Origin of the sequence: Pseudomonas sp. NFPP02 (assembly GCF_900119355.1) — a bacterium.
Taxonomy (GTDB): Bacteria; Pseudomonadota; Gammaproteobacteria; order Pseudomonadales; family Pseudomonadaceae; genus Aquipseudomonas; species Aquipseudomonas paracarnis.
In genome coordinates this window covers 127681-147881 of the sequence record NZ_FPJI01000008.1, presented here as the reverse complement: position 1 = coordinate 147881, position 20201 = coordinate 127681, and the positions used below count along the sequence as shown (strand labels likewise).

Genomic DNA, 20201 nt, shown 5'->3' with positions numbered 1-20201 from the left:
GGCAACCCCACCAGCCACACCCCGGCACACAATGTTCCCGCTGTGGCTGCTGCCTTCCGGCTCTGACCAGGTTCACGGGTAATCGTTGCGGGGGGACCGATGGGGTCACCATAACGACGCTGCCTCTCGGCAAGCCGCGCCATTGTACCCATCTCATCGGAAGTTACAACCGTTGGTTCCGGATTAAAAAATGAGAAGGCTCAAGCACTTGCCATAACCCCATCGGCCCTGCCGCCCTCTTCCTGGATGACCAGGTGAATAAAGTGCAGCTTGGCAATCACCGCGGGCGGCAGCACGAAGGGGTAGAAATCCGGCTGGCCCATGGCGCGGGACAGTTCGTTGAGCATGCCGGCCAGTTCGATCCAGGCATTGACGAAGCAGAGGAATGCCGGGCCGCCAGGGTGTTGAGGGTCGTAGAGCGTGGTCAGGGGGAATGGCTGGTAATCCAGGTCCATCTCGCGGGCGCTCATACCAAAGCCCAGGGCCGTGTCCACGGCGTCCATCATGTGCAGGTAGTGAGCCCAGGTTTCGGCCCAGTCTTCCCAGGGGTGCATGGTGGCGTAGGCGCTCACGCAGGTGAGTTGCCAGTCCGGGCGCGGGCCGTTCTGGTAGTGCCGGTCGAGGGCCTCGGCATAACTGGCGCGTTCGTCGCCGAACAGGTTGCGAAAAGGTGTGAGCCAGTGACTGTTGGCGATCAGGCGATCCCAGTAGTAATGGCCGACTTCATGGCGAAAATGGCCAAGCAAGGTCCGGTATGGCTCGCGCATCTGTACACGGACTTTTTCGCGGTGGGCGTCGTCGGCTTCCTTGATGTCCAGGGTGATCAGCCCATTGGCGTGGCCGGTGGTGGGCGCGTTGCCTTCCAGGTCGATACCGATGAAGTCGAAGGCCAGGCCAGCCTCTTCGTCAACGCTTTTGGGCACCACTTGCAGGCCTAGACTGATCAGTTGCGCCACCAAGCGGCGCTTGGCGGTTTCAACCTTGCGCCAGCGTTCGGGGTTTTCCGGAACCGAGAGATCAGGAATGGTGCGGTTCAGGCTACAGGCCACGCACAACGGCGCGGTGCTGTGGGCAGGAATCAGCCAGTTGCAGGCGGCGGGTGAATCGAGGTTTGCACAGCGCCGGAATGCGCCGGCATCGAGATTATCGTCCGCCAGCCAAGTACCGACCGCCGGCCCAGGTTGCAAGGACGACAGGCGGCTTTGCTGCGGCTGGTAACCCAATGCCGCCTGGCAGGCCAGGCACTGGCTGTTGCGAAAAAACAGCGACTGGCCACACCGGCATTGCCACACCTTGCTGTTGCGCGAGGTTTCGGCCATGAACGGAGCGGCGATGCGCGTGCTGAGTTGCTCGAAGTAGCGGAACATGGCGATCTCTCCCTGGGTGACAGAGACTAGATCATTTCTCGCTCGGGATCGTTCAACTGCTCCCTGTAGGAGCGAGCTTGCTCGCGAAGATCATCAACGATAACGCGGGCTGCCTGGTTCACAGCGGCGTCCTCCGGTTCTTCGCGAGCAAGCTCGCTCCTACAGTGTTGAGAGATCGTTCCCACGCTCCGCGTGGGAATGCCGCCTTGGACGCTCTGCGTCTGCGCGAAGGCCGTGACGCGGAGTGTCACAGGATGCGTTCCCACGCGGAGCGTGGGGACGATCAATCAGACGGTGATGTTGTGCTTGGCCAGGAAGGCGACGAAGGCCTCTTCGTCCAGTACTTTCAGGCCCAGCTCATTGGCCTTGGCCAGTTTCGAGCCAGCGCCCGGTCCCGCCACCACACAGTGGGTTTTCGCCGAAACGGAACCGGCCACCTTGGCCCCCAGGCTTTCGAGCTTGTCCTTGGCCACATCGCGGCTCATCAGCTCCAGGGAGCCCGTGAGTACCCAGGTGTGCCCGGCTTCGGGCAAGCCTTCAACGACCTTTTTCTCGCTCTGCCAATGCATACCAAAGTCCTTGAGCTGCTGCTCGATGGCCAAGGCATGGCTGGCGTTGTCGGCATTATCGAAAAAGTCCCGCACAGCCTTGGCTTGCTTCTCGGGCAGCGCCTGGCGCATATCGAGCCAGTCAGCCTTGATGACGCCTTCCAGCGAACCGAACTTGTCCGCGAGTTTCTGCGCAGCACCTGGCCCCACCGACGGCACGTGCAGCTTGTCGAGCAAACCGCCCAAGGTGGTGCTGGCGGCGAATTCCGCGCTGAGTTCGCCTTCCTCCTGCAATTGCAGGCCGCATTCGTCCGGTGACAATAGCGCGCCAATCACCTGCTGATTGTGCCCGTCTTCAAAGAAGCTATGGATCTCATGGGCCACTTCCAGACCTACATCCGGCAAGTACGTCAGCACCTCTGGCAACGCCTTTTGAACGCGCTCCAGGGACGCCAGCGAGCGCGCCAGGACCTTGGCCGTCTCCTCGCCCACATCGGGAATGCCCAAGGCGTAGATAAAGCGTGCCAGGGTCGGGGTTTTGCTGTTTTCGATGGCACTGATCAGCTTCTTGCTGGAGATATCGGCAAAGCCTTCCAGGTCGATGATCTGTTCATATTTGAGTTTGTAGAGATCGGCCGGCGAACCAATGAGCTGTTCATCCACCAGTTGCTCGATGGTCTTGTCGCCCAGGCCGTCGATGTCCATGGCCCGGCGCGAGACGAAATGAATGATTGCCTGCTTGAGTTGCGCACCGCAGGCCAGGCGCCCGACGCAACGGTACACCGCGCCTTCGCTGACGGTTTCCTTGCCCTTGCTACGCTTGACCAGTTGCGTGCGCTCCACATGGGAACCGCACACCGGGCAATTTTGCGGGATCTGCACGGCGCGGGCGTTTTCCGGGCGGCGCTCGGTGACCACCGAGACCACCTGCGGAATCACATCACCGGCGCGGCGGATGATCACGGTGTCGCCAATCATCAGCCCCAGGCGTGCCACTTCGTCCATGTTATGCAGGGTGGCATTGGACACGGTCACGCCGGCCACCTTGACCGGCTTGAGGCGCGCCACCGGCGTGACCGCACCGGTACGACCGACCTGGAACTCCACGTCGAGCAGCTCGGTGAGTTCTTCCATGGCCGGGAATTTGTGCGCGATCGCCCAGCGCGGCTCGCGGGCACGGAAGCCCAGTTCACGCTGGTAGGCAATGCTGTTGACCTTGAACACCACGCCGTCGATTTCATAGCCCAGCGCATTGCGGCGCTCGCCGATGTCGCGGTAGTAGTCCAGACATTCCTGGATACCCTTGGCCAGCTTCAATTCGTGGCTGATCGGCATACCCCACTTCTGCAACTGCTTGAGGTTGCCGATATGGGTGTCGCTGATATCCGCGGTCACCTGGCCGATGCCATAGCAGCAGAATTCCAGCGGGCGACTGGCGGTGATCTTCGAATCCAGTTGGCGCAGGCTGCCCGCCGCGGCGTTGCGCGGGTTGGCGAAGGTCTTGCCGCCCACTTCCAGTTGCGAGGCGTTCAACCGCTCGAAACCGGCCTTGGACATGAACACTTCACCGCGCACTTCCAGGGTGGCTGGCCAGCCCGTGCCGTGCAGTTTCAGGGGGATATTGCGCACGGTGCGCACATTGACGCTGATGTCCTCGCCGGTGGTGCCGTCGCCCCGGGTGGCACCGCGCACCAGCTCGCCATCCTGGTACAGCAGGCTGACCGCCAGGCCATCCAGCTTCGGCTCGCAGCTGTATTCCACCGCCGCGCCAGCGCCAAATAGATCGCCCACCGGCAGATCAAGGCCCTCGGTGACCCGGCGATCAAACTCCAGCATGGTGGTTTCATCGAAGGCGTTGCCCAGGCTGAGCATCGGGATCTCGTGCTTGACCTGGGTGAACGCCGACAATGCCGCACTGCCGACCCGCTGCGTCGGTGAGTCACGCGTCACCAGTTCCGGGTGCTCGGCCTCCAGGGCCTTGAGCTCGTGGAACAGGCGGTCGTATTCGGCGTCCGGAATGCTCGGCTCGTCGAGGACGTGGTAGCGATAGTTGTGCTGATCCAGCTCAGCGCGCAGTTCGAGGATGCGGGTTTGGGCGGCGGTCATGGGTGTTCTCTCATAAAGCAAAAGAGCAGCCGAAGCTGCTCAATATGTTAGTGCACGGATTCTACAGACAACGCTTAAGATCGATCCTCAGCGTTTCTGTGTCAGGGCGCGACGCTCGAACTCGACGATGCGCTGACGGTAGTGTTCGATGGTCTGGGCGGTGAGCACGCTGCGCTGGTCGTCCTTGAGCTCGCCGTTGAGCTCCTGGGACAGCTTGCGGGCAGCGGCCACCATCACGTCGAACGCTTGTTTCGGGTGACGCGGGCCTGGCAGGCCAAGGAAGAAACTCACCGCCGGGGTGCTGAACAGGTCAATATCGTCCAGATCGAACGTGCCCGGCTTGACCGCGTTGGCCATGGAGAACAGCACTTCGCCGTTACCGGCCATGCTTTCGTGACGATGGAAGATATCCATCTCGCCAAAACGCAGGCCGCTTTCGAGGATGTTCTGCAACAGCGCAGGGCCCTTGAAGCCACCGGCATCGCGGCAGATCACGCTGATGACCAGGACTTCTTCGGCAGCCGGCTGATCGTTGACCGATTGGCGAGCCGCACTCTTGGCGGACGTCTCGTCCGGGAAATCGTCATCGCGGCTGCTGAAACTCGGGCCATCATCGACGTCGAGGTTCAGGTCGCCCTGGTGCGGCTCGGCAACCGCCGCGCTACCGCGCTTGCCACGCTTGGACGACGGCTCGCGGGCTTCACGCAGCGGGGCGCTCATCGACGGCAGGTCGTGCTCGTCCAGTTGCGGCTCTTTATGGGTATCCAGCACACGGGGCGGCCCCAGCAGCTCGGCGGCGCCATCGTCATCAGGCAAGTTGGACAGGTTTCGGTCCAGCCGGAACTTGAGCTTGCCCTTGCCACCGCGCATGCGGCGCCAGCCATCAAAAAGAATACCGGCAATGACAATAATGCCGATGACGATCAGCCACTCGCGCAGACCGATTTCCATGTAATCCCGTGCCTCTAATAAAAAATGCTGAAAAATAAGGGGTTTAGCACCGTGCAAACCGCTTTAAAACGTGGCGCCAACTCTATGTTCTGACTGACGTTTTGCCCACGCACACGAAAAATTGACATTAAACTAGCACGACCAAAGATAACTTTACACCGTCTGTCAAAATGCCTTGAACAAATATGTCCATTTGCCACTTTCCCCAGACCGGTAAATCGCCCTACAGCGTGCTGTAAATTCTCTCTCCCGGCGTGGCTCAGGATTCCACCATCGCCATCGCCTCTTCCACATCCACCGCTACCAATCGCGAACATCCAGGCTCATGCATCGTCACCCCCATCAACTGGTCGGCCATTTCCATGGCGATCTTGTTGTGGGTGATATAGATGAACTGCACGGTCTGGGACATCTCTTTGACCAACCGAGCGTAGCGTCCAACGTTAGCGTCATCCAGCGGCGCGTCAACTTCGTCGAGCATGCAGAACGGCGCCGGGTTCAACTTGAAGATGGCAAATACCAGGGCCAATGCGGTCAGGGCTTTTTCGCCGCCAGACAATAAATGGATGGTGCTGTTCTTCTTGCCCGGAGGCCGCGCCATGATCGTTACCCCTGTATCGAGTAGATCTTCGCCCGTCAGTTCCAAGTAGGCGCTGCCACCACCGAAAACTTTTGGGAATAACGCCTGTAAACCGCCATTAATCTGATCAAAGGTATCTTTGAAGCGGTTGCGGGTTTCCTTGTCGATCTTGCGGATCACGTTTTCGAGGGTGTCCAGGGCTTCAACCAGATCGGCGTCCTGGGCATCCAGATAACGTTTACGCTCGGACTGCTGCTGGTACTCATCGATAGCGGCGAGGTTGATCGCGCCCAGGCGTTGAATACGTGCGGCAATCCGTTCAAGTTCTTCTTCGGCGTCTTTCTCGTTGGCCTGGGCGGTCAGGGTGTTGAGCACGCCGTGCAGGTCATAGCCGTCTTCCAGCAATTGGTCTTGCAAGGTCTTGCGGCGCACGGTGAGGGCTTGCCATTCCATACGCTGTTGTTCGAGCTGGCCGCGGATCAACTGCGATTGCTGCTCGGCCATGGTGCGACGCTTTTCGGCGTCGCGCAGTTCACGGTCGGCGTCTTCCAGGGCGATCTGGGCGGTCTTGAGTTCGACATCGACGGTCATGCGCTTGTCGAGCAATTCCTCAAGCTTGAGGCGCAGCTCTTCCAGCGGCGCCTCGCCCTCCTCCAGGTTGAGGCTCAGTTGCTCGCGCTTTTCGGTCAGGCGTTCGGACTGCATCTCCAGGCGCTCAAGGGCCTGGCGCGTGGAATCATGCTGGGCGCGCAACGAGCCCAGGCGTACGGCCAACTGATGGGCGTGGTCCTTGTGCTGCCGGGCTTCCTGGCGCACGCGGTCAAGGCGCTCGCGCAGGCTGTCGCGCTGGGCCAGCAGCAACTCGCGCTGTTCGGTGTCCAGGGCCATGCTGTCGAGGGCCTCCTGCAAGTGCAGGCGCGCTTCACCGATCTGTTCGTGTTCCAGGGCGCGCTGTTCGCCCATTTCGGCCACTTCTTCGTCAAGACGGGTGCGGCGCAGGGTCAATTGCTCCACCTTGGCTCTGCTCGCGGAAAGTTGGGCTTTCAACTCGCCTTGCTGGCGCGCTTCGTCCTGCAACAGCCGACGCAGGTGTTCGCGGCCGGTTTCCTGCTGGCGCTGGGTAGCGCGCAGGGTTTGCAGTTCGGTTTCCAGGCTTTCCAGTGTGGCTTCGCGTTCTTCACGCTCGGCGCTCAGGTTGACGATTTCCTGGCCACGGGCCAATACGCCACTTTCCGCCTCACTGGCGCGGCGCACGCGCAGGAAGTGGCGGCCGACCCAATAACCATCGCGGCTGATCAGGCTTTCACCGGCCGCCAATTGGCCGCGTTGGGCCAAGGCTTGCTCGAGGGTCTCCACGGGCCTGACCTGGCCCAGCCATGGCGACAGATCCATCGCCGCCTCGACCTTGTCCAGCAAGCTGCCCGGCACCCGTGCACCCTCAGGCGCCGGGCTGAGCAGGCGCAAATCGCCCTGGGCAAACCCGGCCAGGTCGAAACCCGCAAAATCATCCACCAGCACCGCTTGCAGATCGGCACCCAACACGGTTTCCACCGCCAGTTCCCAGCCGGCTTCGACTTTCAAGCCTTCAGCCAGGCGCGGGCGCTCGGCCAAATGCTGGTCGCGCAGCCATTCGGCGGTGCCGGTGCCTGGGTCGAGCGCGGCTTGCTGCAAGGCTTCCAACGAAGCCAACCGACCATTGAGCCGCTGCAAGTCGCCCTGGGCTTGCTGCTGCGCCTGGGTCGCGGTGTGCAATTGCTGACGCAGTTGCTCCAGGCGCTCCACTTGCTGTTCTTCGCTGGCCTCCAGCTCTTCCAGGGTCATTTCGCTTTCGGCCAGTTGTTCGCTCAGCGCCATGATCGCCGCGTCTTCCGGATCGGCAGCGAGCAATACGCGCTCCTCCTGCAACCGACGCTGGCGCTCGGCCAGGCGTTCCATGCTGGTTTCCAACTGCTGGATGCGCGACTGCTGCACCTCGGCCTGGCGGCGTGGCTCGGCGGATCGCAGGTTGAAGGCGTCCCACTGTTCCTGCCAGCCGTGCATGGTGGCTTCGGATTCTTCCAGGGCGGCGGCGGCTTCTTCGGCGGCGGCGCTGGTGATTTCCTGCTCGGGGGTGAGCATGTCCAGCTCTTCGCCCAGGGTCAGCAGCAAGGTACGGTCATGGCCCAGGTGCGATTCGGTTTCCAGGCGCGCGCGTTCAGCTTCCTTCAAGTCATCCTGCAACTGGCGCAAACGCTGCTGGCCGTGCTGGATACTCTGCTCGACCCGGGCAATGTCACCGCCCACCGAATAGAAGCGGCCTTGCACCAGATTGAAGCGCTCGGACAACTCATGGTGGCCGTCACGCAAGCGCTCAATGCTGGCGTCGGCATTACGCTGCTCGGCCACCAGCGCTTCAAAACTGACTTCCTGGGTGCCAATAATCGCTTCGCGCTGGCCCACCTGGTCATTCAATGCTTGCCAGCGCAGGGCCGACAATTGCGCCTTGAGCTGGCGCTCTTCACCCTTGTATTCCTGATACTTCTCGGCGGCCTGGGCCTGGCGGTGCAGGCGTTCGAGCTGGCGCTCCAGCTCTTCGCGCAGGTCGGTCAGCCGGGCGAGGTTTTCGTGGGTGCGGCGGATACGGTTTTCAGTCTCGCGGCGGCGCTCCTTGTATTTGGAGATGCCAGCCGCTTCTTCGATAAAGTTGCGCAGGTCTTCGGGCTTGGCTTCGATCAGCTTGGAGATCATGCCCTGCTCGATGATCGAGTAGCTGCGCGGGCCCAGGCCAGTGCCAAGGAAGATATCGGTGATATCGCGACGGCGACACTTGGTGCCGTTGAGGAAGTAACTGTTCTGGCTGTCGCGGGTGACTTTACGACGGATGGAAATTTCCGCGTAGGCTGCGTATTCGCCGATCAGGGTGCCGTCGGAATTATCGAATACCAGTTCGATACTGGCCTGGCTCACCGGCTTGCGGCTGGTGGAGCCGTTGAAGATGACGTCGGTCATCGACTCGCCGCGCAGGTTTTTCGCCGAGCTCTCGCCCATCACCCAGCGCACGGCGTCGATGATGTTCGACTTGCCGCAGCCATTGGGCCCCACCACCGCCGCCATGTTGCTGGGGAAGTTGACGGTGGTCGGGTCGACAAAGGATTTGAACCCCGCCAACTTGATGCACTTGAGCCGCACGCTTAGGCGTCCGCCAAGGCTGCGATGACCAGCGAACTGCTGCGCTGGCAATAGGCTGTGAGCACCAGGCGAATCTGCACCAGGTCACGGGCCAGTACTGCGGCGAGCAATTGCTCGAACAGCGCCAGGAACTCGCTCATGGACGCCTTGCGCTGATCCAGCGCCAGGTAATAGGCGCGGTTCATCGCCGGTTGCAGGTTTTCGACGGTTTCCTGCAAATACGGGTTGTTGGCGAAGGGGTACGCGGCGCGCATCACATTGAAGCTTTCTTCGACGAAGGCGCGGATGTCCTCGCGCTCCAGGCTCAGCTGCAGGCGTTGCTGGATCTGCAGGAACGGAGCCATGTCGGCCTGGGTCTGCCAGCCTTCGGCAACCGCATTGCCGAGCAGGATGTACATCTCGCCCATCAACGTACACAGGCTCTGCACCTTGTGCGCGGTGAGTTCGGTGACGTGGGCGCCACGGCGCGGCAGGATCGCAATCAGATGGCGGCGCTCAAGGATCAGCAAAGCTTCGCGCACGGAACCACGGCTGACGTTGAGCGCCAGCGTGACTTTCTGTTCCTGGATTCGCTCCCCAGGCATGAGATCGCCGCGAATGATACGTTCGGCGAGGTGGTGAGCAATTTGCTCGGCGAGACTGTCCGGCGCCTTGAACGTCATGTTTTCCCTTCGAAATCTGCTATCGGTACAAGCGCGGCAGTGTAGCGCATTGGCCCGCTGATGGCGCTACGCCCACCTTGGCGAATTTGGCACGAAATAAGCAACGTTGAAAGCCTGTAAGCCGCCAAAAACGCCGGTTCCAGAAGACTGGACCATAATTGAAAGTGTTGTGATCGTATTTTCTTGACCCTTAGGTCAGAAAACCATTGACCGAAAAGTCAGACATGACTAGATTCGGCGCAAAGCGGTTAACAACAATAATGAGTCTGCGAGGCCTTCCGTGATCCAGTTTTTACTTAACCAGGAACTCCGTAGCGAGCACGCCCTGGACCCCAACCTGACCGTGCTCAATTATCTGCGCGAGCATGTGGGCAAATCCGGTACCAAGGAAGGTTGCGCCAGCGGCGACTGTGGCGCGTGCACCGTGGTGGTCGGCGAGTTGCACACCGACGAGCAAGGCGTCGAGCAGATTCGTTATCGCAGCCTCAATTCCTGCCTGACGTTCGTGTCGTCACTGCACGGCAAACAACTGATCAGCGTCGAAGACCTCAAGCACCAGGGCCAACTGCACAGCGTGCAACAGGCCATGGTCGAGTGCCACGGTTCGCAGTGCGGCTTTTGTACCCCAGGTTTTGTGATGTCGCTGTTTGCCCTGCAAAAGAACAGCGATGCACCCGACAGCCAGAAAGCCCATGAAGCCCTGGCCGGCAACCTGTGTCGTTGCACCGGTTATCGCCCGATCCTCGCCGCCGCCGAACAGGCCTGCTGCAACAAACCCCAGGATCAATTCGACAGCCGCCAGGCTGAAACCATCGCCCGCCTCAAAGCCATCGCGCCGACGCAAACCGGTGAACTCAACAGCGGTGACAAGCGCTGCCTGGTGCCACTGACCGTCGCCGACCTGGCCGACCTCTATGACGCCTACCCGCAAGCCCGCCTGCTGGCCGGCGGCACTGACCTGGCGCTGGAGGTCACCCAGTTCCACCGCACCCTGCCGGTGATGATCTACGTCGGCAACATTGAAGCCATGAAGCGCATCGAGCAGTTCGACGACCGCCTGGAAATCGGCGCGGCCACCGCCCTCTCCGACTGCTACGCCGCGCTGCACCACGAATACCCGGACTTCGGCGAACTGCTGCAGCGCTTCGCCTCCCTGCAAATCCGCAACCAGGGCACCCTGGGCGGCAATATTGGCAACGCTTCGCCGATTGGTGATTCGCCGCCGCTGCTGATTGCCCTGGGCGCCCAGATCGTGCTGTGCAAAGGCAACACCCGCCGCACCCTGGCGCTGGAAGACTACTTCATCGACTACCGCGTCACCGCGCGCCAGGACAGCGAGTTCATCGAGACCATCATCGTGCCCAAGGGCCACACGCTGTTCCGGGCCTACAAGGTGTCCAAGCGCCTGGACGACGATATTTCCGCGGTGTGCGCAGCGTTCAACCTGAACATCGACAACGGTGTGATCAGCGCGGCTCGCGTTGCCTTCGGAGGCATGGCCGCCACACCAAAACGCGCAAAAAATTGCGAGGCCGCGTTGGTGGACGCCATCTGGAACTTGGCCACGGTCGAGAAAGCCTGCGCCGCCCTGGCACAGGACTTCACCCCACTCTCGGACTTCCGCGCCAGCAAGGAATATCGCCTGCTCAGCGCGCAAAACCTGCTGCGCAAATACTTCATCGAACTGCAAACGCCGCACATCGAGACTCGGGTGACCGCTTATGTCTAACCATCACGCCGTGGTAAAAACCCAGGCCGAACTTGCCGCACTCTTTGCCCAGGACCTCACCACCGGGGTAGGTCGCAGCGTCAAGCATGACAGCGCCGCCAAGCACGTCAGCGGTGAAGCGCAGTACATCGACGACCGCCTGGAATTTCCCAACCAGTTGCACCTGTATGCGCGCATGTCCGACCGCGCCCATGCCCGGATCATCAGCATCGACACCGCGCCCTGCTACGCCTTCGACGGCGTACGCATTGCCATCACCCATGAAGACGTACCGGGACTGAAAGACATTGGCCCGTTGATGCCCGGCGACCCGCTGCTGGCCATCGACACCGTGCAGTTCGTCGGCCAGGTGGTACTGGCCGTGGCCGCCCGCGACCTGGAGACCGCACGCAAGGCGGCGATGGCGGCGGTGATCGAATATGAAGACCTGGAACCGGTACTGGATGTGGTCGAGGCGTTTCGCAACAAGCACTTCGTGCTCGACAGCCACACCCACCAGCGCGGCGATTCGGCCACTGCGCTGGCAAGCGCCAAGCACCGTATCCAGGGCACCTTGCATATCGGTGGCCAGGAACACTTTTATCTGGAAACCCAGATCTCTTCGGTGATGCCCACCGAAGACGGCGGCATGATCGTCTACTGTTCCACGCAAAACCCCACCGAAGTGCAGAAGCTGGTGGCCGAAGTGCTGGATGTGTCGATGAACAAGATCGTGGTCGACATGCGCCGCATGGGCGGTGGCTTTGGCGGCAAGGAAACCCAGGCCGCCAGCCCGGCATGCCTGTGCGCCGTGGTGGCACGCCTCACTGGCCAGCCGACCAAGATGCGCCTGCCACGGGTCGAAGACATGCTGATGACCGGCAAGCGCCACCCCTTCTATATCGAATACGACGTGGGGTTTGACGACAACGGCCGACTGCACGGCATCAACCTGGAGCTGGCGGGTAACTGCGGTTGTTCGCCGGACCTGTCCAACTCGATTGTCGACCGCGCCATGTTCCACGCCGACAACTCATATTACCTGGGCGACGCCACGGTCAATGGCCATCGCTGCAAGACCAACACGGCCTCCAACACGGCCTATCGCGGCTTCGGCGGCCCCCAAGGCATGGTCGCCATCGAAGAGGTAATGGACGCCATCGCGCGCCATCTGGGCCAAGACCCGCTGGCGGTGCGCAAGGCCAACTACTACGGCAAGACCGAGCGCAACGTCACCCACTACTACCAGACCGTCGAGCACAACATGCTCGAAGAAATGACCGCCGAACTGGAAGCCAGCAGCCAATATGCCGAGCGCCGCGAAGCAATCCGCCTGTACAACGCCCACAGCCCGATCCTGAAAAAAGGCCTGGCGCTGACCCCGGTGAAATTCGGTATTTCGTTCACCGCCAGCTTCCTCAACCAGGCCGGCGCGCTGATCCATATCTACACTGATGGCAGCATCCACCTGAACCACGGCGGCACCGAGATGGGCCAGGGCTTGAATACCAAGGTCGCGCAAGTCGTGGCCGAGGTATTCCAGGTAGAAATCGACCGCGTCCAGATCACCGCCACCAACACCGACAAGGTACCCAACACCTCGCCCACCGCTGCCTCCAGCGGCGCCGACCTGAACGGCAAGGCCGCGCAGAATGCGGCCGAAACCATCAAGCAGCGCCTGGTGGAGTTTGCGGCGCGCAAGTATGACGTAAGCGAGGCGGACGTGGAGTTTCGCAACGGCCATGTGCGCGTGCGCGAGCAGATCCTGAGCTTCGAGGCGTTGATCCAGCAGGCGTATTTCGCCCAGGTATCGCTCTCCAGCACAGGTTTCTATAAAACCCCGAAAATTTTCTACGACCGCAGCCAGTCACGCGGGAGACCGTTCTACTACTACGCCTTCGGGGCGGCTTGCTGCGAAGTGATCGTCGACACTCTGACCGGTGAATACAAGATGCTACGCACCGACATCCTGCATGACGTCGGCGCTTCGCTGAACCCGGCCATCGACATCGGCCAGGTGGAAGGCGGCTTCATCCAGGGCATGGGCTGGCTGACCATGGAAGAGCTGGTGTGGAACAACAAGGGCAAGCTGATGACCAACGGCCCGGCCAGCTACAAGATCCCGGCCGTGGCCGACATGCCGCTGGACCTGCGGGTGAAGCTGGTAGAGAACCGCAAGAACCCGGAGGACACGGTGTTCCATTCCAAGGCCGTGGGCGAGCCGCCGTTCATGCTCGGGATTGCTTCGTGGTGTGCGATCAAGGATGCGGTAGCGAGCTTGGCTGACTATCGCCAGCAGCCCAGGATCGATGCGCCGGCCACGCCCGAGCGGGTGTTGTGGGGGTGTGAACAGATGCGGCAGTTGCGGGCGCTAAAGGCTGTTGATCGTTCCCACGCTCCGCGTGGGAATGCCGCCCTGGACGCTGTGCGTCCGCTCTAGTGACGCTGAGCGTCACGGTATGCATTCCCACGCGGAGCGTGGGAACGATCTGACTGGAGGTAGACATGGACAACTGGATCAGCGCCCTCGCCACCCTGCAAAACCAGGGCGAACCCTACGTGCTCGTCACCATCATCGAAGAACTCGGCTCAACCCCGCGCAACGCCGGTTCCAAAATGGTCATCAGCGCCGCGCACACCTTCGACACCATCGGCGGCGGGCACCTGGAATACAAGGCGATGCAGATCGCCCGGGACATGCTGGTGCGCGGCCAGCAGAACACCCATCTGGAGCGCTTCAGCCTCGGCGCCAGCCTGGGCCAGTGCTGCGGCGGCGTGACCGTGCTGCTGTTCGAACCCATGGGCCAGGCGCAAGCGCACATCGCCGTGTTTGGCGCCGGCCACGTCGGCCGTGCGTTGGTACCATTGCTGGCGAGTCTGCCCTGCCGGGTGCGCTGGATCGATTCCCGCGAGCAGGAATTCCCGCAGCACATCCCCGAAGGCGTGCGTAAAATTGTCAGCGAAGAGCCGGTCGACGAAATTGCCGACCTGCCTGCAGGCAGCTACTGCATCGTCATGACCCACAACCACGCGCTGGACCTGGAACTGACCGCCGCCCTGCTCAAGCGCAACGACTTCGCCTACTTCGGCCTGATCGGCTCGAAAACCAAGCGGGTCAAATTCGAACACCGCCTGCGTGATCGCGGCTTTGACGCCGCGCAGTTGCAACGCATGCGTTGCCCCATGGGCCTCCCCGAGGTCAAGGGCAAGCTTCCGGTGGAGATCGCCATCTCCATCGCCGGTGAAATCATCGCCACCTATAACGCCAATTTCGGCCAGCATCTTGCCGGCGCCGAACCTATTGCCAAACTGCTGCCGGCTTCGCGCCGCAGCCACGCTATCTGAATTGAGACGATCATGCCTTTGACTCGCAAAGCCTACCGTGCCGCCATCCTGCACAGCATCGCCGACCCTGCCATCGTGGGGATCGAAGCCTCTTATGAATATTTCGAGGACGGCCTGCTGGTGATCGACAACGGCCAGATCAGTGCCCTCGGGCACGCCAGCGACCTGCTGCCGAGCCTGCCCGCCGATATCGACATCACCCATTACCAGGACGCGCTGATCACCCCTGGCTTGATCGACACCCATATCCACCTGCCGCAGACCGGTATGGTCGGCGCCTATGGCGAGCAGTTGCTGGACTGGCTCAACACCTACACCTTCCCCTGTGAAAGCCAGTTTGCCGACAAGGCTCACGCCGAAGAAGTCGCCGATATCTTCATCAAGGAACTGCTGCGCAACGGCACCACCACAGCGCTGGTGTTCGGCAGCGTGCACCCGCAATCGGTGAATGCATTCTTTGAAGCGGCCGAGAAACTCGACCTGCGCATGATCGCCGGCAAGGTGATGATGGACCGCAACGCGCCGGACTACCTGACCGACACCGCCGAATCCGGCTACCAGGAAAGCAAGGCGCTGATCGAGCGCTGGCACGGCAAGGGGCGCCTGCATTACGCGGTGACGCCACGCTTCGCCCCTACGAGCACGCCGGAGCAACTGACGCTGGCCGGTCAGTTGCTGGGCGAATACCCAGACCTGTATATGCAGACCCACATCAGCGAGAACAAGCAGGAAATCGAGTGGGTCAATGAGCTGTTCCCGGAGCGCAACGGCTACCTGGATGTCTACGACCATTACAAGCTGCTCGGCGAGCGCTCAGTGTTTGCCCACGGCGTACACCTGTGCGACGACGAATGCGCACGGCTGGCAGAGACCGGTTCGGCGGTGGCGTTCTGCCCGACTTCGAACTTCTTCCTCGGTAGTGGGTTGTTCAACCTGCCGATGGCCGAGAAACACAACTTGAACGTGGGCCTGGGCACCGACGTGGGTGGCGGCACCAGCTTCTCGCTGCTGCAAACCCTCAACGAAGCGTACAAGGTCATGCAGCTGCAAGGTGCGCGCTTGAGCCCGTTCAAGTCGCTGTACCTGGCAACCCTGGGCGGCGCTCGAGCGCTGCGCCTGGAAGACAAGATCGGCACGTTGCAGCCGGGTACCGATGCAGACTTCCTGGTATTGGATTACAACGCCACGCCGCTGCTGAGCTATCGCCTGAAACAGGCCAATAACATTGCCGAGACGTTGTTTGTGCTGATGACGTTGGGGGATGACCGGACGGTGTTGCAAACCTATGCAGCCGGGCAACTGGTGCACCAGCGCTGATTCAAGCTACATACAACCAATGTGGGAGCTGGCTTGTGTGGGAGCTGGCTTGCCTGCGATAGCATCACCGCGGTGTAACTGATACACCGCGGCGCCTGCATCGCGGGCAAGCCCGGCTCCCACACAAGCTCGCTCCCACATTTGATTGGGTTTACAACTTTACAGACGAGCGCCCAGGTTTTTTAGTCTGTAAAAGATGCGAAAACACCGCATGCAAATCATCCGACGCACTCTCTTCATCGAGGTTGAGCTTGCTGTCGATGTGATCCATGTGATGCATCATCAAGTTCACCGCCAACGTCGCATCCCGGGCTTCGATCGCGTCGATCAACTGGGTGTGCTCATCGTAGGAACAGTGCGAGCGGTTGCCGCTTTCGTACTGGGCGATGATCAATGACGTCTGGGACACCAGGCTGCGCTGGAAGCTGATCAGCGGCGCGTTCTTCGCGGCTTCGGCCAGCTTCAAATGGAATTCGCCAGAGAGACGGATACCGGCGCCGCGATCACCGCGCGAGAAGCTGTCGCGCTCGTCGTTGACCATCTGGCGCAACTCGGCCAACTGCTCGGCCGTGGCGTGCTGCACCGCCAACTCCGTGATCGCCCGCTCCACCAGGCGCCGGGCCATGAACACCTGGCGTGCTTCTTCAACGCTTGGGCTGGCAACCACCGCACCGCGATTGGGCCGCAGCAGTACCACGCTTTCATGGGCCAGGCGCGACAGCGCGCGGCGAATGATGGTGCGGCTCACGCCGAAGATCTCGCCCAGTGCCTCTTCACTCAATTTGGTTCCGGGCGCCAGGCGTTGTTCAAGGATCGCCTCGAAGATATGCGCATAGACGATATCGTCCTGGGTTCCGCTGCGACCGGCCTTGCCGGCTCGCGGTTGTTTCTTGAGAGGTTGCAACTGTTCGTTCATGGGCACTCGGGTTTGAGAACGGCGAATTAACGGTAATACGGCAACAGCGTGTCGCTGGCAAGTATCACCTAAAAACAGCGCACATTGTACACAACCCACTGCGCCAACACACTGTACGGCTGTTTGCGGGCTCGGCTGTATTGCAATGACTCGTTACGTTTGAGTTTAGGCTTGAATCAGAGCCGCCAGCGGCAAATTCCCGGCAATAAGGAACACCTCTCCATGACCGACGCCACCCAAGCGCCCTTGCGCCCGCTGGCCGACACTTCTGCGTCGGCCGTCGTCGCCGGCTTTATCGCCATGATGACCGGCTACACCAGCTCCCTGGTGCTGATGTTCCAGGCCGGCCAGGCCGCCGGCTTGACCACGGCGCAGATTTCTTCGTGGATCTGGGCGATTTCCATCGGCATGGCGGTGTGCAGCATCGGCCTGTCCCTGCGCTATCGCACACCGATCACCATCGCCTGGTCCACCCCTGGCGCGGCGCTGCTGATCACCAGCCTGGGCGGCGTGAGCTATGGCGAGGCCATCGGTGCCTACATCACCTGCGCGGTACTGGTGACGCTCTGCGGGTTGACCGGCAGCTTTGAGAAACTGGTCAAGCGGATTCCGGCGTCACTGGCGGCGGCGTTGCTGGCGGGGATCCTGTTCAAGATCGGCAGCGAGATTTTCGTCGCCGCCCAGCATCGTACCGGGCTGGTGCTGGGGATGTTCTTCACCTACCTGATCATCAAGCGCCTGTCGCCGCGTTATGCCGTGCTGGCCGCCTTGCTCATCGGTACCGCCTTGTCAGGGCTGATGGGGCTGCTGGATTTCAGCGGTTTTCATCTGGAGGTGGCGACGCCTGTTTGGACGACGCCGCACTTCTCGCTGGCGGCGACCATCAGCATCGGCATTCCGCTGTTCGTGGTGGCCATGACCTCGCAGAACATGCCCGGCGTAGCCGTGCTGCGAGCCGACGGCTACACCGTGCCGGCGTCGCCGTTGATCACTACCACTGGCCTGGCGTCATTGGTGCTGGCACCGTTCGGCTCCCACGGCATCAACCTGGCGGCGATCAGCGCCGCGATCTGCACCGGGCCGCACGCCCATGAAGACCGCAACAAGCGCTACACCGCTGCGGTGTGGTGTGGGGTGTTCTATGGGATTGCCGGGGTATTCGGCGCCACGCTGGCAGCATTGTTCGCAGCCCTGCCCAAGGAACTGGTGCTGTCGATTGCGGCGTTGGCGTTGTTTGGCTCGATCATCAATGGCTTGAGCATCGCCATGAATGAGCCGAAGGAACGGGAAGCGGCGCTGATTACCTTTATGGTCACGGCGTCAGGCTTGACGTTGTTTTCCATCGGGTCGGCGTTCTGGGGGATTGTGGCGGGGGTGTTGACGCTGCTGATTCTGAATTGGCGCAAGGCATAAAAAAACGGCGACCCTCAGGTCGCCGTTTTTTTCAGTATCACTTAGCCGCGTTGATCGGCTTTTCCGGATACCACACGTCCAGCAACGGGCTGACTTCAGCCTTGGTCAGCTCGGAACGGGTTTTCAGCCAGGCTTCGACCGCAGCACGCTGCTCTTCGGAGACCGAGCCACGCTTTTGCAGGCAAACCAGACCGTAGTCATCGCCGCCGACATAGCCCAGGCCATTGGCTTCCATGGCTTCTTTGATGAATGCTTCGAGGAAAGCGTCGATAGCTTCTTCACTCAGGCCTTCGTTGAAGTCCAGGTTCAGTTCGAAACCCAGCTCTTGAAATTCATCAACGCACAGTTTTTTGCGCAGACGCTGGGAACGGTTAGTCGCCATTGGAACAATCCTCATAAGTATTAACGGGCGGCACTTTAGCAGTTTAAGGCGGCAATTGCCCGACTCTCTGGGACCGACGGGCAAATGCGCGCAAAAAAACCGCAATTAGCGGCTATCGTTCAGCTACAAGCAGCGCCAGCTTGGGGCATAATGCCGACACTTTCGTGACCAATGAGGGATTTTCTTCCGTACCCCTCGCCTTTTTCACCCTCCTCAGCAGTAGGGTTTTATTTCTTATGATCAAATCTTTGCGTTCAGTGTTACTTGCCAGTGTTGTCTTGCCCCTGGCCTTTTCCGTTTCCGCTGCTCCCGTCAATAACACCCTGCCACCCAGCGTTGCGCAGGCCTTGCAGAAGGCCAAGCTGCAAAATACCGCGCTGTCCCTGGTGATGCTGCCCCTGAACGGCCCTGGTACCCCTACGGTTTTCAACGCCGACGTCTCGGTGAACCCGGCTTCCACCATGAAGCTGGTCACCACTTATGCGGCCCTGGAAATGCTCGGCCCCAACCATCAGTGGAAGACCGAGTTCTACACCGATGGCACTCTCAGCGGCGGCGTATTGCGTGGCAACCTGTACCTCAAGGGCGGCGGCGACCCCAAGCTGAACATGGAAAAGCTCTGGCTGCTGATGCGCGACCTGCGCGCCAATGGCGTTCAGCAAGTCACCGGCGATCTGGTCCTGGACCGTAACTTCTTCAACCAGCCGCAATTACCCGAGTTCAACGACGACGGCAACGATGAGAACAAGCCGTTCCTGGTCAAGCCCGACGCTTTGCTGGTCAACCTCAAGGCCTTGCGCTTCGTGACCCGCAATGATTCGGGGCGGGTGATCGTATCGGTCGAGCCGCCGATTGCCAGCATTCGCATCGACAACCAGGTGAAAGTCACCAACGCCAAGCAGTGCACCGGTGACGTGCGCTACAGCCCGGTGACCGCCGCCGACGGCAGCGTGACCGTGACCGTCAGCGGCCAATTGGGTGATGGCTGCAGCTCGCAGACTTACCTGTCGCTGCTCGACCACGCCACCTACACCGCAGGCGCCGTGCGGGCGATCTGGAAAGAGTTGGGCGGTACCATCCAGGGCCGTGATATCCAGGCACCGGTGCCCAAGGATGCAAAAGTCCTGGCTCGCGCCTTCTCACCGGACCTGGCGGAGATCATCCGTGACATCAACAAATACAGTAACAACACCATGGCCCAGCAGTTGTTCCTGAGCCTGGGTGCACAGTTTCGCAACGATGCCGATGGCGACGATGCCAAGGCCGCGCAACGTGTCGTGCGCCAGTGGCTGGCCAAAAAAGGCATCACCGCGCCGCACCTGGTGATGGAAAACGGCTCCGGCCTGTCCCGCGCCGAACGGGTCAGCGCCCGAGAGATGGCGGCCATGCTGCAAGCGGCGTGGAAAAGCCCTTATGCAGCAGAGTACATCAGCTCGATGCCGATCGCCGGCACCGACGGCACCATGCGTAAACGCCTGAAAACCACAGCCCTGCGCGGCGAAGCCCATGTGAAGACCGGCACCTTGAACACCGTACGCGCCATTGCCGGTTACAGCCGCGACAACAATGGCAATACCTGGGCGGTGGTGGCTATTCTCAACGACTCCAAGCCTTGGGGGGCGTCATCGGTGTTGGATCAGGTGCTGCTGGACCTGTATCGCCAGCCGAAGGCCGTTGCGGCCGCGCCGGTCCTCTAAGCACCCCTCTGATCGTTCCCACGCTCTGCGTGGGAATGCTT

Annotated in this window: 13 protein-coding genes, 1 other RNA gene and 1 pseudogene; 7 read left to right on the top strand and 8 right to left on the bottom strand. The window is 61.1% G+C overall.

Annotated features, from left to right (window positions below; translation table 11 throughout):
• Positions 1-5: 5 nt before the first annotated feature.
• Both ffs and BT204_RS15740 read right to left on the bottom strand, forming a co-directional pair.
• Positions 6-102, bottom strand: an RNA gene (ffs, locus tag BT204_RS15745) — signal recognition particle sRNA small type.
• A 98-nt stretch (positions 103-200) separates the two neighbouring features.
• Positions 201-1367, bottom strand: coding sequence for a zinc-binding metallopeptidase family protein (locus tag BT204_RS15740; protein ID WP_034128384.1), 1167 nt, complete (start codon positions 1365-1367; stop codon positions 201-203).
• A gap of 77 nt (positions 1368-1444) precedes the next feature.
• Here BT204_RS15740 and BT204_RS28165 point away from each other — a divergent pair.
• Positions 1445-1534 (top strand): annotated as a pseudogene (locus tag BT204_RS28165) (outer membrane lipoprotein carrier protein LolA); the annotation flags it as partial.
• A 120-nt stretch (positions 1535-1654) separates the two neighbouring features.
• Here BT204_RS28165 and ligA read toward each other — a convergent pair.
• The 4 genes from ligA to BT204_RS15715 form a co-directional block, all read right to left on the bottom strand.
• Positions 1655-4021 (bottom strand): NAD-dependent DNA ligase LigA, encoded by a 2367-nt coding sequence (gene ligA / locus BT204_RS15730; protein WP_072447429.1) that lies wholly within the window; start codon positions 4019-4021, stop codon positions 1655-1657.
• A gap of 87 nt (positions 4022-4108) precedes the next feature.
• A complete protein-coding gene (gene zipA / locus BT204_RS15725; RefSeq protein ID WP_054898611.1) occupies positions 4109-4972 on the bottom strand; it encodes a cell division protein ZipA in 864 nt (287 codons plus the stop codon).
• A 259-nt stretch (positions 4973-5231) separates the two neighbouring features.
• Entirely contained in the window at positions 5232-8720 is a 3489-nt protein-coding gene (gene smc / locus BT204_RS15720) for a chromosome segregation protein SMC (protein ID WP_072447427.1), read from the bottom strand.
• Between the two features lie 2 nt (positions 8721-8722).
• Positions 8723-9382 carry a GntR family transcriptional regulator gene (locus BT204_RS15715; protein ID WP_034128379.1) on the bottom strand — a complete coding sequence of 220 codons (660 nt, stop codon included), beginning with the start codon at positions 9380-9382 and terminating at the stop codon, positions 8723-8725.
• 280 nt (positions 9383-9662) lie between these two features.
• On the opposite strand from BT204_RS15715, the gene xdhA reads away from it, so the two are divergent.
• From xdhA to guaD, 4 genes are all read left to right on the top strand, one after another.
• Positions 9663-11111 carry a xanthine dehydrogenase small subunit gene (gene xdhA, locus BT204_RS15710; protein WP_072447425.1) on the top strand — a complete coding sequence of 483 codons (1449 nt, stop codon included), beginning with the start codon at positions 9663-9665 and terminating at the stop codon, positions 11109-11111.
• Positions 11104-13530 (top strand): xanthine dehydrogenase molybdopterin binding subunit, encoded by a 2427-nt coding sequence (gene xdhB, locus BT204_RS15705; protein ID WP_072447422.1) that lies wholly within the window; start codon positions 11104-11106, stop codon positions 13528-13530. The genes xdhA and xdhB overlap by 8 nt, the downstream gene beginning before the upstream one ends.
• Before the next feature lie 65 nt (positions 13531-13595).
• Positions 13596-14435, top strand: coding sequence for a xanthine dehydrogenase accessory protein XdhC (xdhC, locus tag BT204_RS15700; RefSeq protein WP_072447419.1), 840 nt, complete (start codon positions 13596-13598; stop codon positions 14433-14435).
• A gap of 12 nt (positions 14436-14447) precedes the next feature.
• On the top strand, positions 14448-15752 hold the full coding sequence (gene guaD, locus BT204_RS15695; protein WP_034128375.1) for a guanine deaminase: 1305 nt from the start codon (positions 14448-14450) through the stop codon (positions 15750-15752).
• Between the two features lie 151 nt (positions 15753-15903).
• On the opposite strand, the gene BT204_RS15690 is transcribed toward guaD, so the two are convergent.
• Positions 15904-16668 carry a GntR family transcriptional regulator gene (locus BT204_RS15690; RefSeq protein ID WP_014719469.1) on the bottom strand — a complete coding sequence of 255 codons (765 nt, stop codon included), beginning with the start codon at positions 16666-16668 and terminating at the stop codon, positions 15904-15906.
• A 222-nt stretch (positions 16669-16890) separates the two neighbouring features.
• Here BT204_RS15690 and BT204_RS15685 point away from each other — a divergent pair, with 222 nt between their 5' ends.
• Complete coding sequence (locus BT204_RS15685) at positions 16891-18081, top strand: benzoate/H(+) symporter BenE family transporter (protein WP_019820510.1); 1191 nt, start codon at positions 16891-16893, stop codon at positions 18079-18081.
• 37 nt (positions 18082-18118) lie between these two features.
• On the opposite strand, the gene BT204_RS15680 is transcribed toward BT204_RS15685, so the two are convergent.
• Complete coding sequence (locus BT204_RS15680; protein ID WP_003193255.1) at positions 18119-18463, bottom strand: YggL family protein; 345 nt, start codon at positions 18461-18463, stop codon at positions 18119-18121.
• Positions 18464-18699: 236 nt separating this feature from the next.
• On the opposite strand from BT204_RS15680, the gene dacB reads away from it, so the two are divergent.
• The gene (dacB, locus tag BT204_RS15675) at positions 18700-20160 is read left to right on the top strand and encodes a D-alanyl-D-alanine carboxypeptidase/D-alanyl-D-alanine endopeptidase (protein ID WP_034128373.1); all 1461 of its coding nucleotides are present in this window, start codon (positions 18700-18702) and stop codon (positions 20158-20160) included.
• Positions 20161-20201 lie beyond the last annotated feature (41 nt).

Bases quoted from the DNA above. Each gene is read 5' to 3' on its own strand.
- BT204_RS15740 (WP_034128384.1), bottom strand. From the start codon at position 1,367: ATGTTCCGCTACTTCGAGCAACTCAGCACGCGCATCGCCGCTCCGTTC.
- dacB (WP_034128373.1), top strand. From the start codon at position 18,700: ATGATCAAATCTTTGCGTTCAGTGTTACTTGCCAGTGTTGTCTTGCCC.
- xdhC (WP_072447419.1), top strand. From the start codon at position 13,596: ATGGACAACTGGATCAGCGCCCTCGCCACCCTGCAAAACCAGGGCGAA.
- BT204_RS15680 (WP_003193255.1), bottom strand. From the start codon at position 18,463: ATGGCGACTAACCGTTCCCAGCGTCTGCGCAAAAAACTGTGCGTTGAT.
- xdhB (WP_072447422.1), top strand. From the start codon at position 11,104: ATGTCTAACCATCACGCCGTGGTAAAAACCCAGGCCGAACTTGCCGCA.
- BT204_RS15715 (WP_034128379.1), bottom strand. From the start codon at position 9,382: ATGACGTTCAAGGCGCCGGACAGTCTCGCCGAGCAAATTGCTCACCAC.
- BT204_RS15685 (WP_019820510.1), top strand. From the start codon at position 16,891: ATGACCGACGCCACCCAAGCGCCCTTGCGCCCGCTGGCCGACACTTCT.
- guaD (WP_034128375.1), top strand. From the start codon at position 14,448: ATGCCTTTGACTCGCAAAGCCTACCGTGCCGCCATCCTGCACAGCATC.
- ligA (WP_072447429.1), bottom strand. From the start codon at position 4,021: ATGACCGCCGCCCAAACCCGCATCCTCGAACTGCGCGCTGAGCTGGAT.
- zipA (WP_054898611.1), bottom strand. From the start codon at position 4,972: ATGGAAATCGGTCTGCGCGAGTGGCTGATCGTCATCGGCATTATTGTC.
- BT204_RS15690 (WP_014719469.1), bottom strand. From the start codon at position 16,668: ATGAACGAACAGTTGCAACCTCTCAAGAAACAACCGCGAGCCGGCAAG.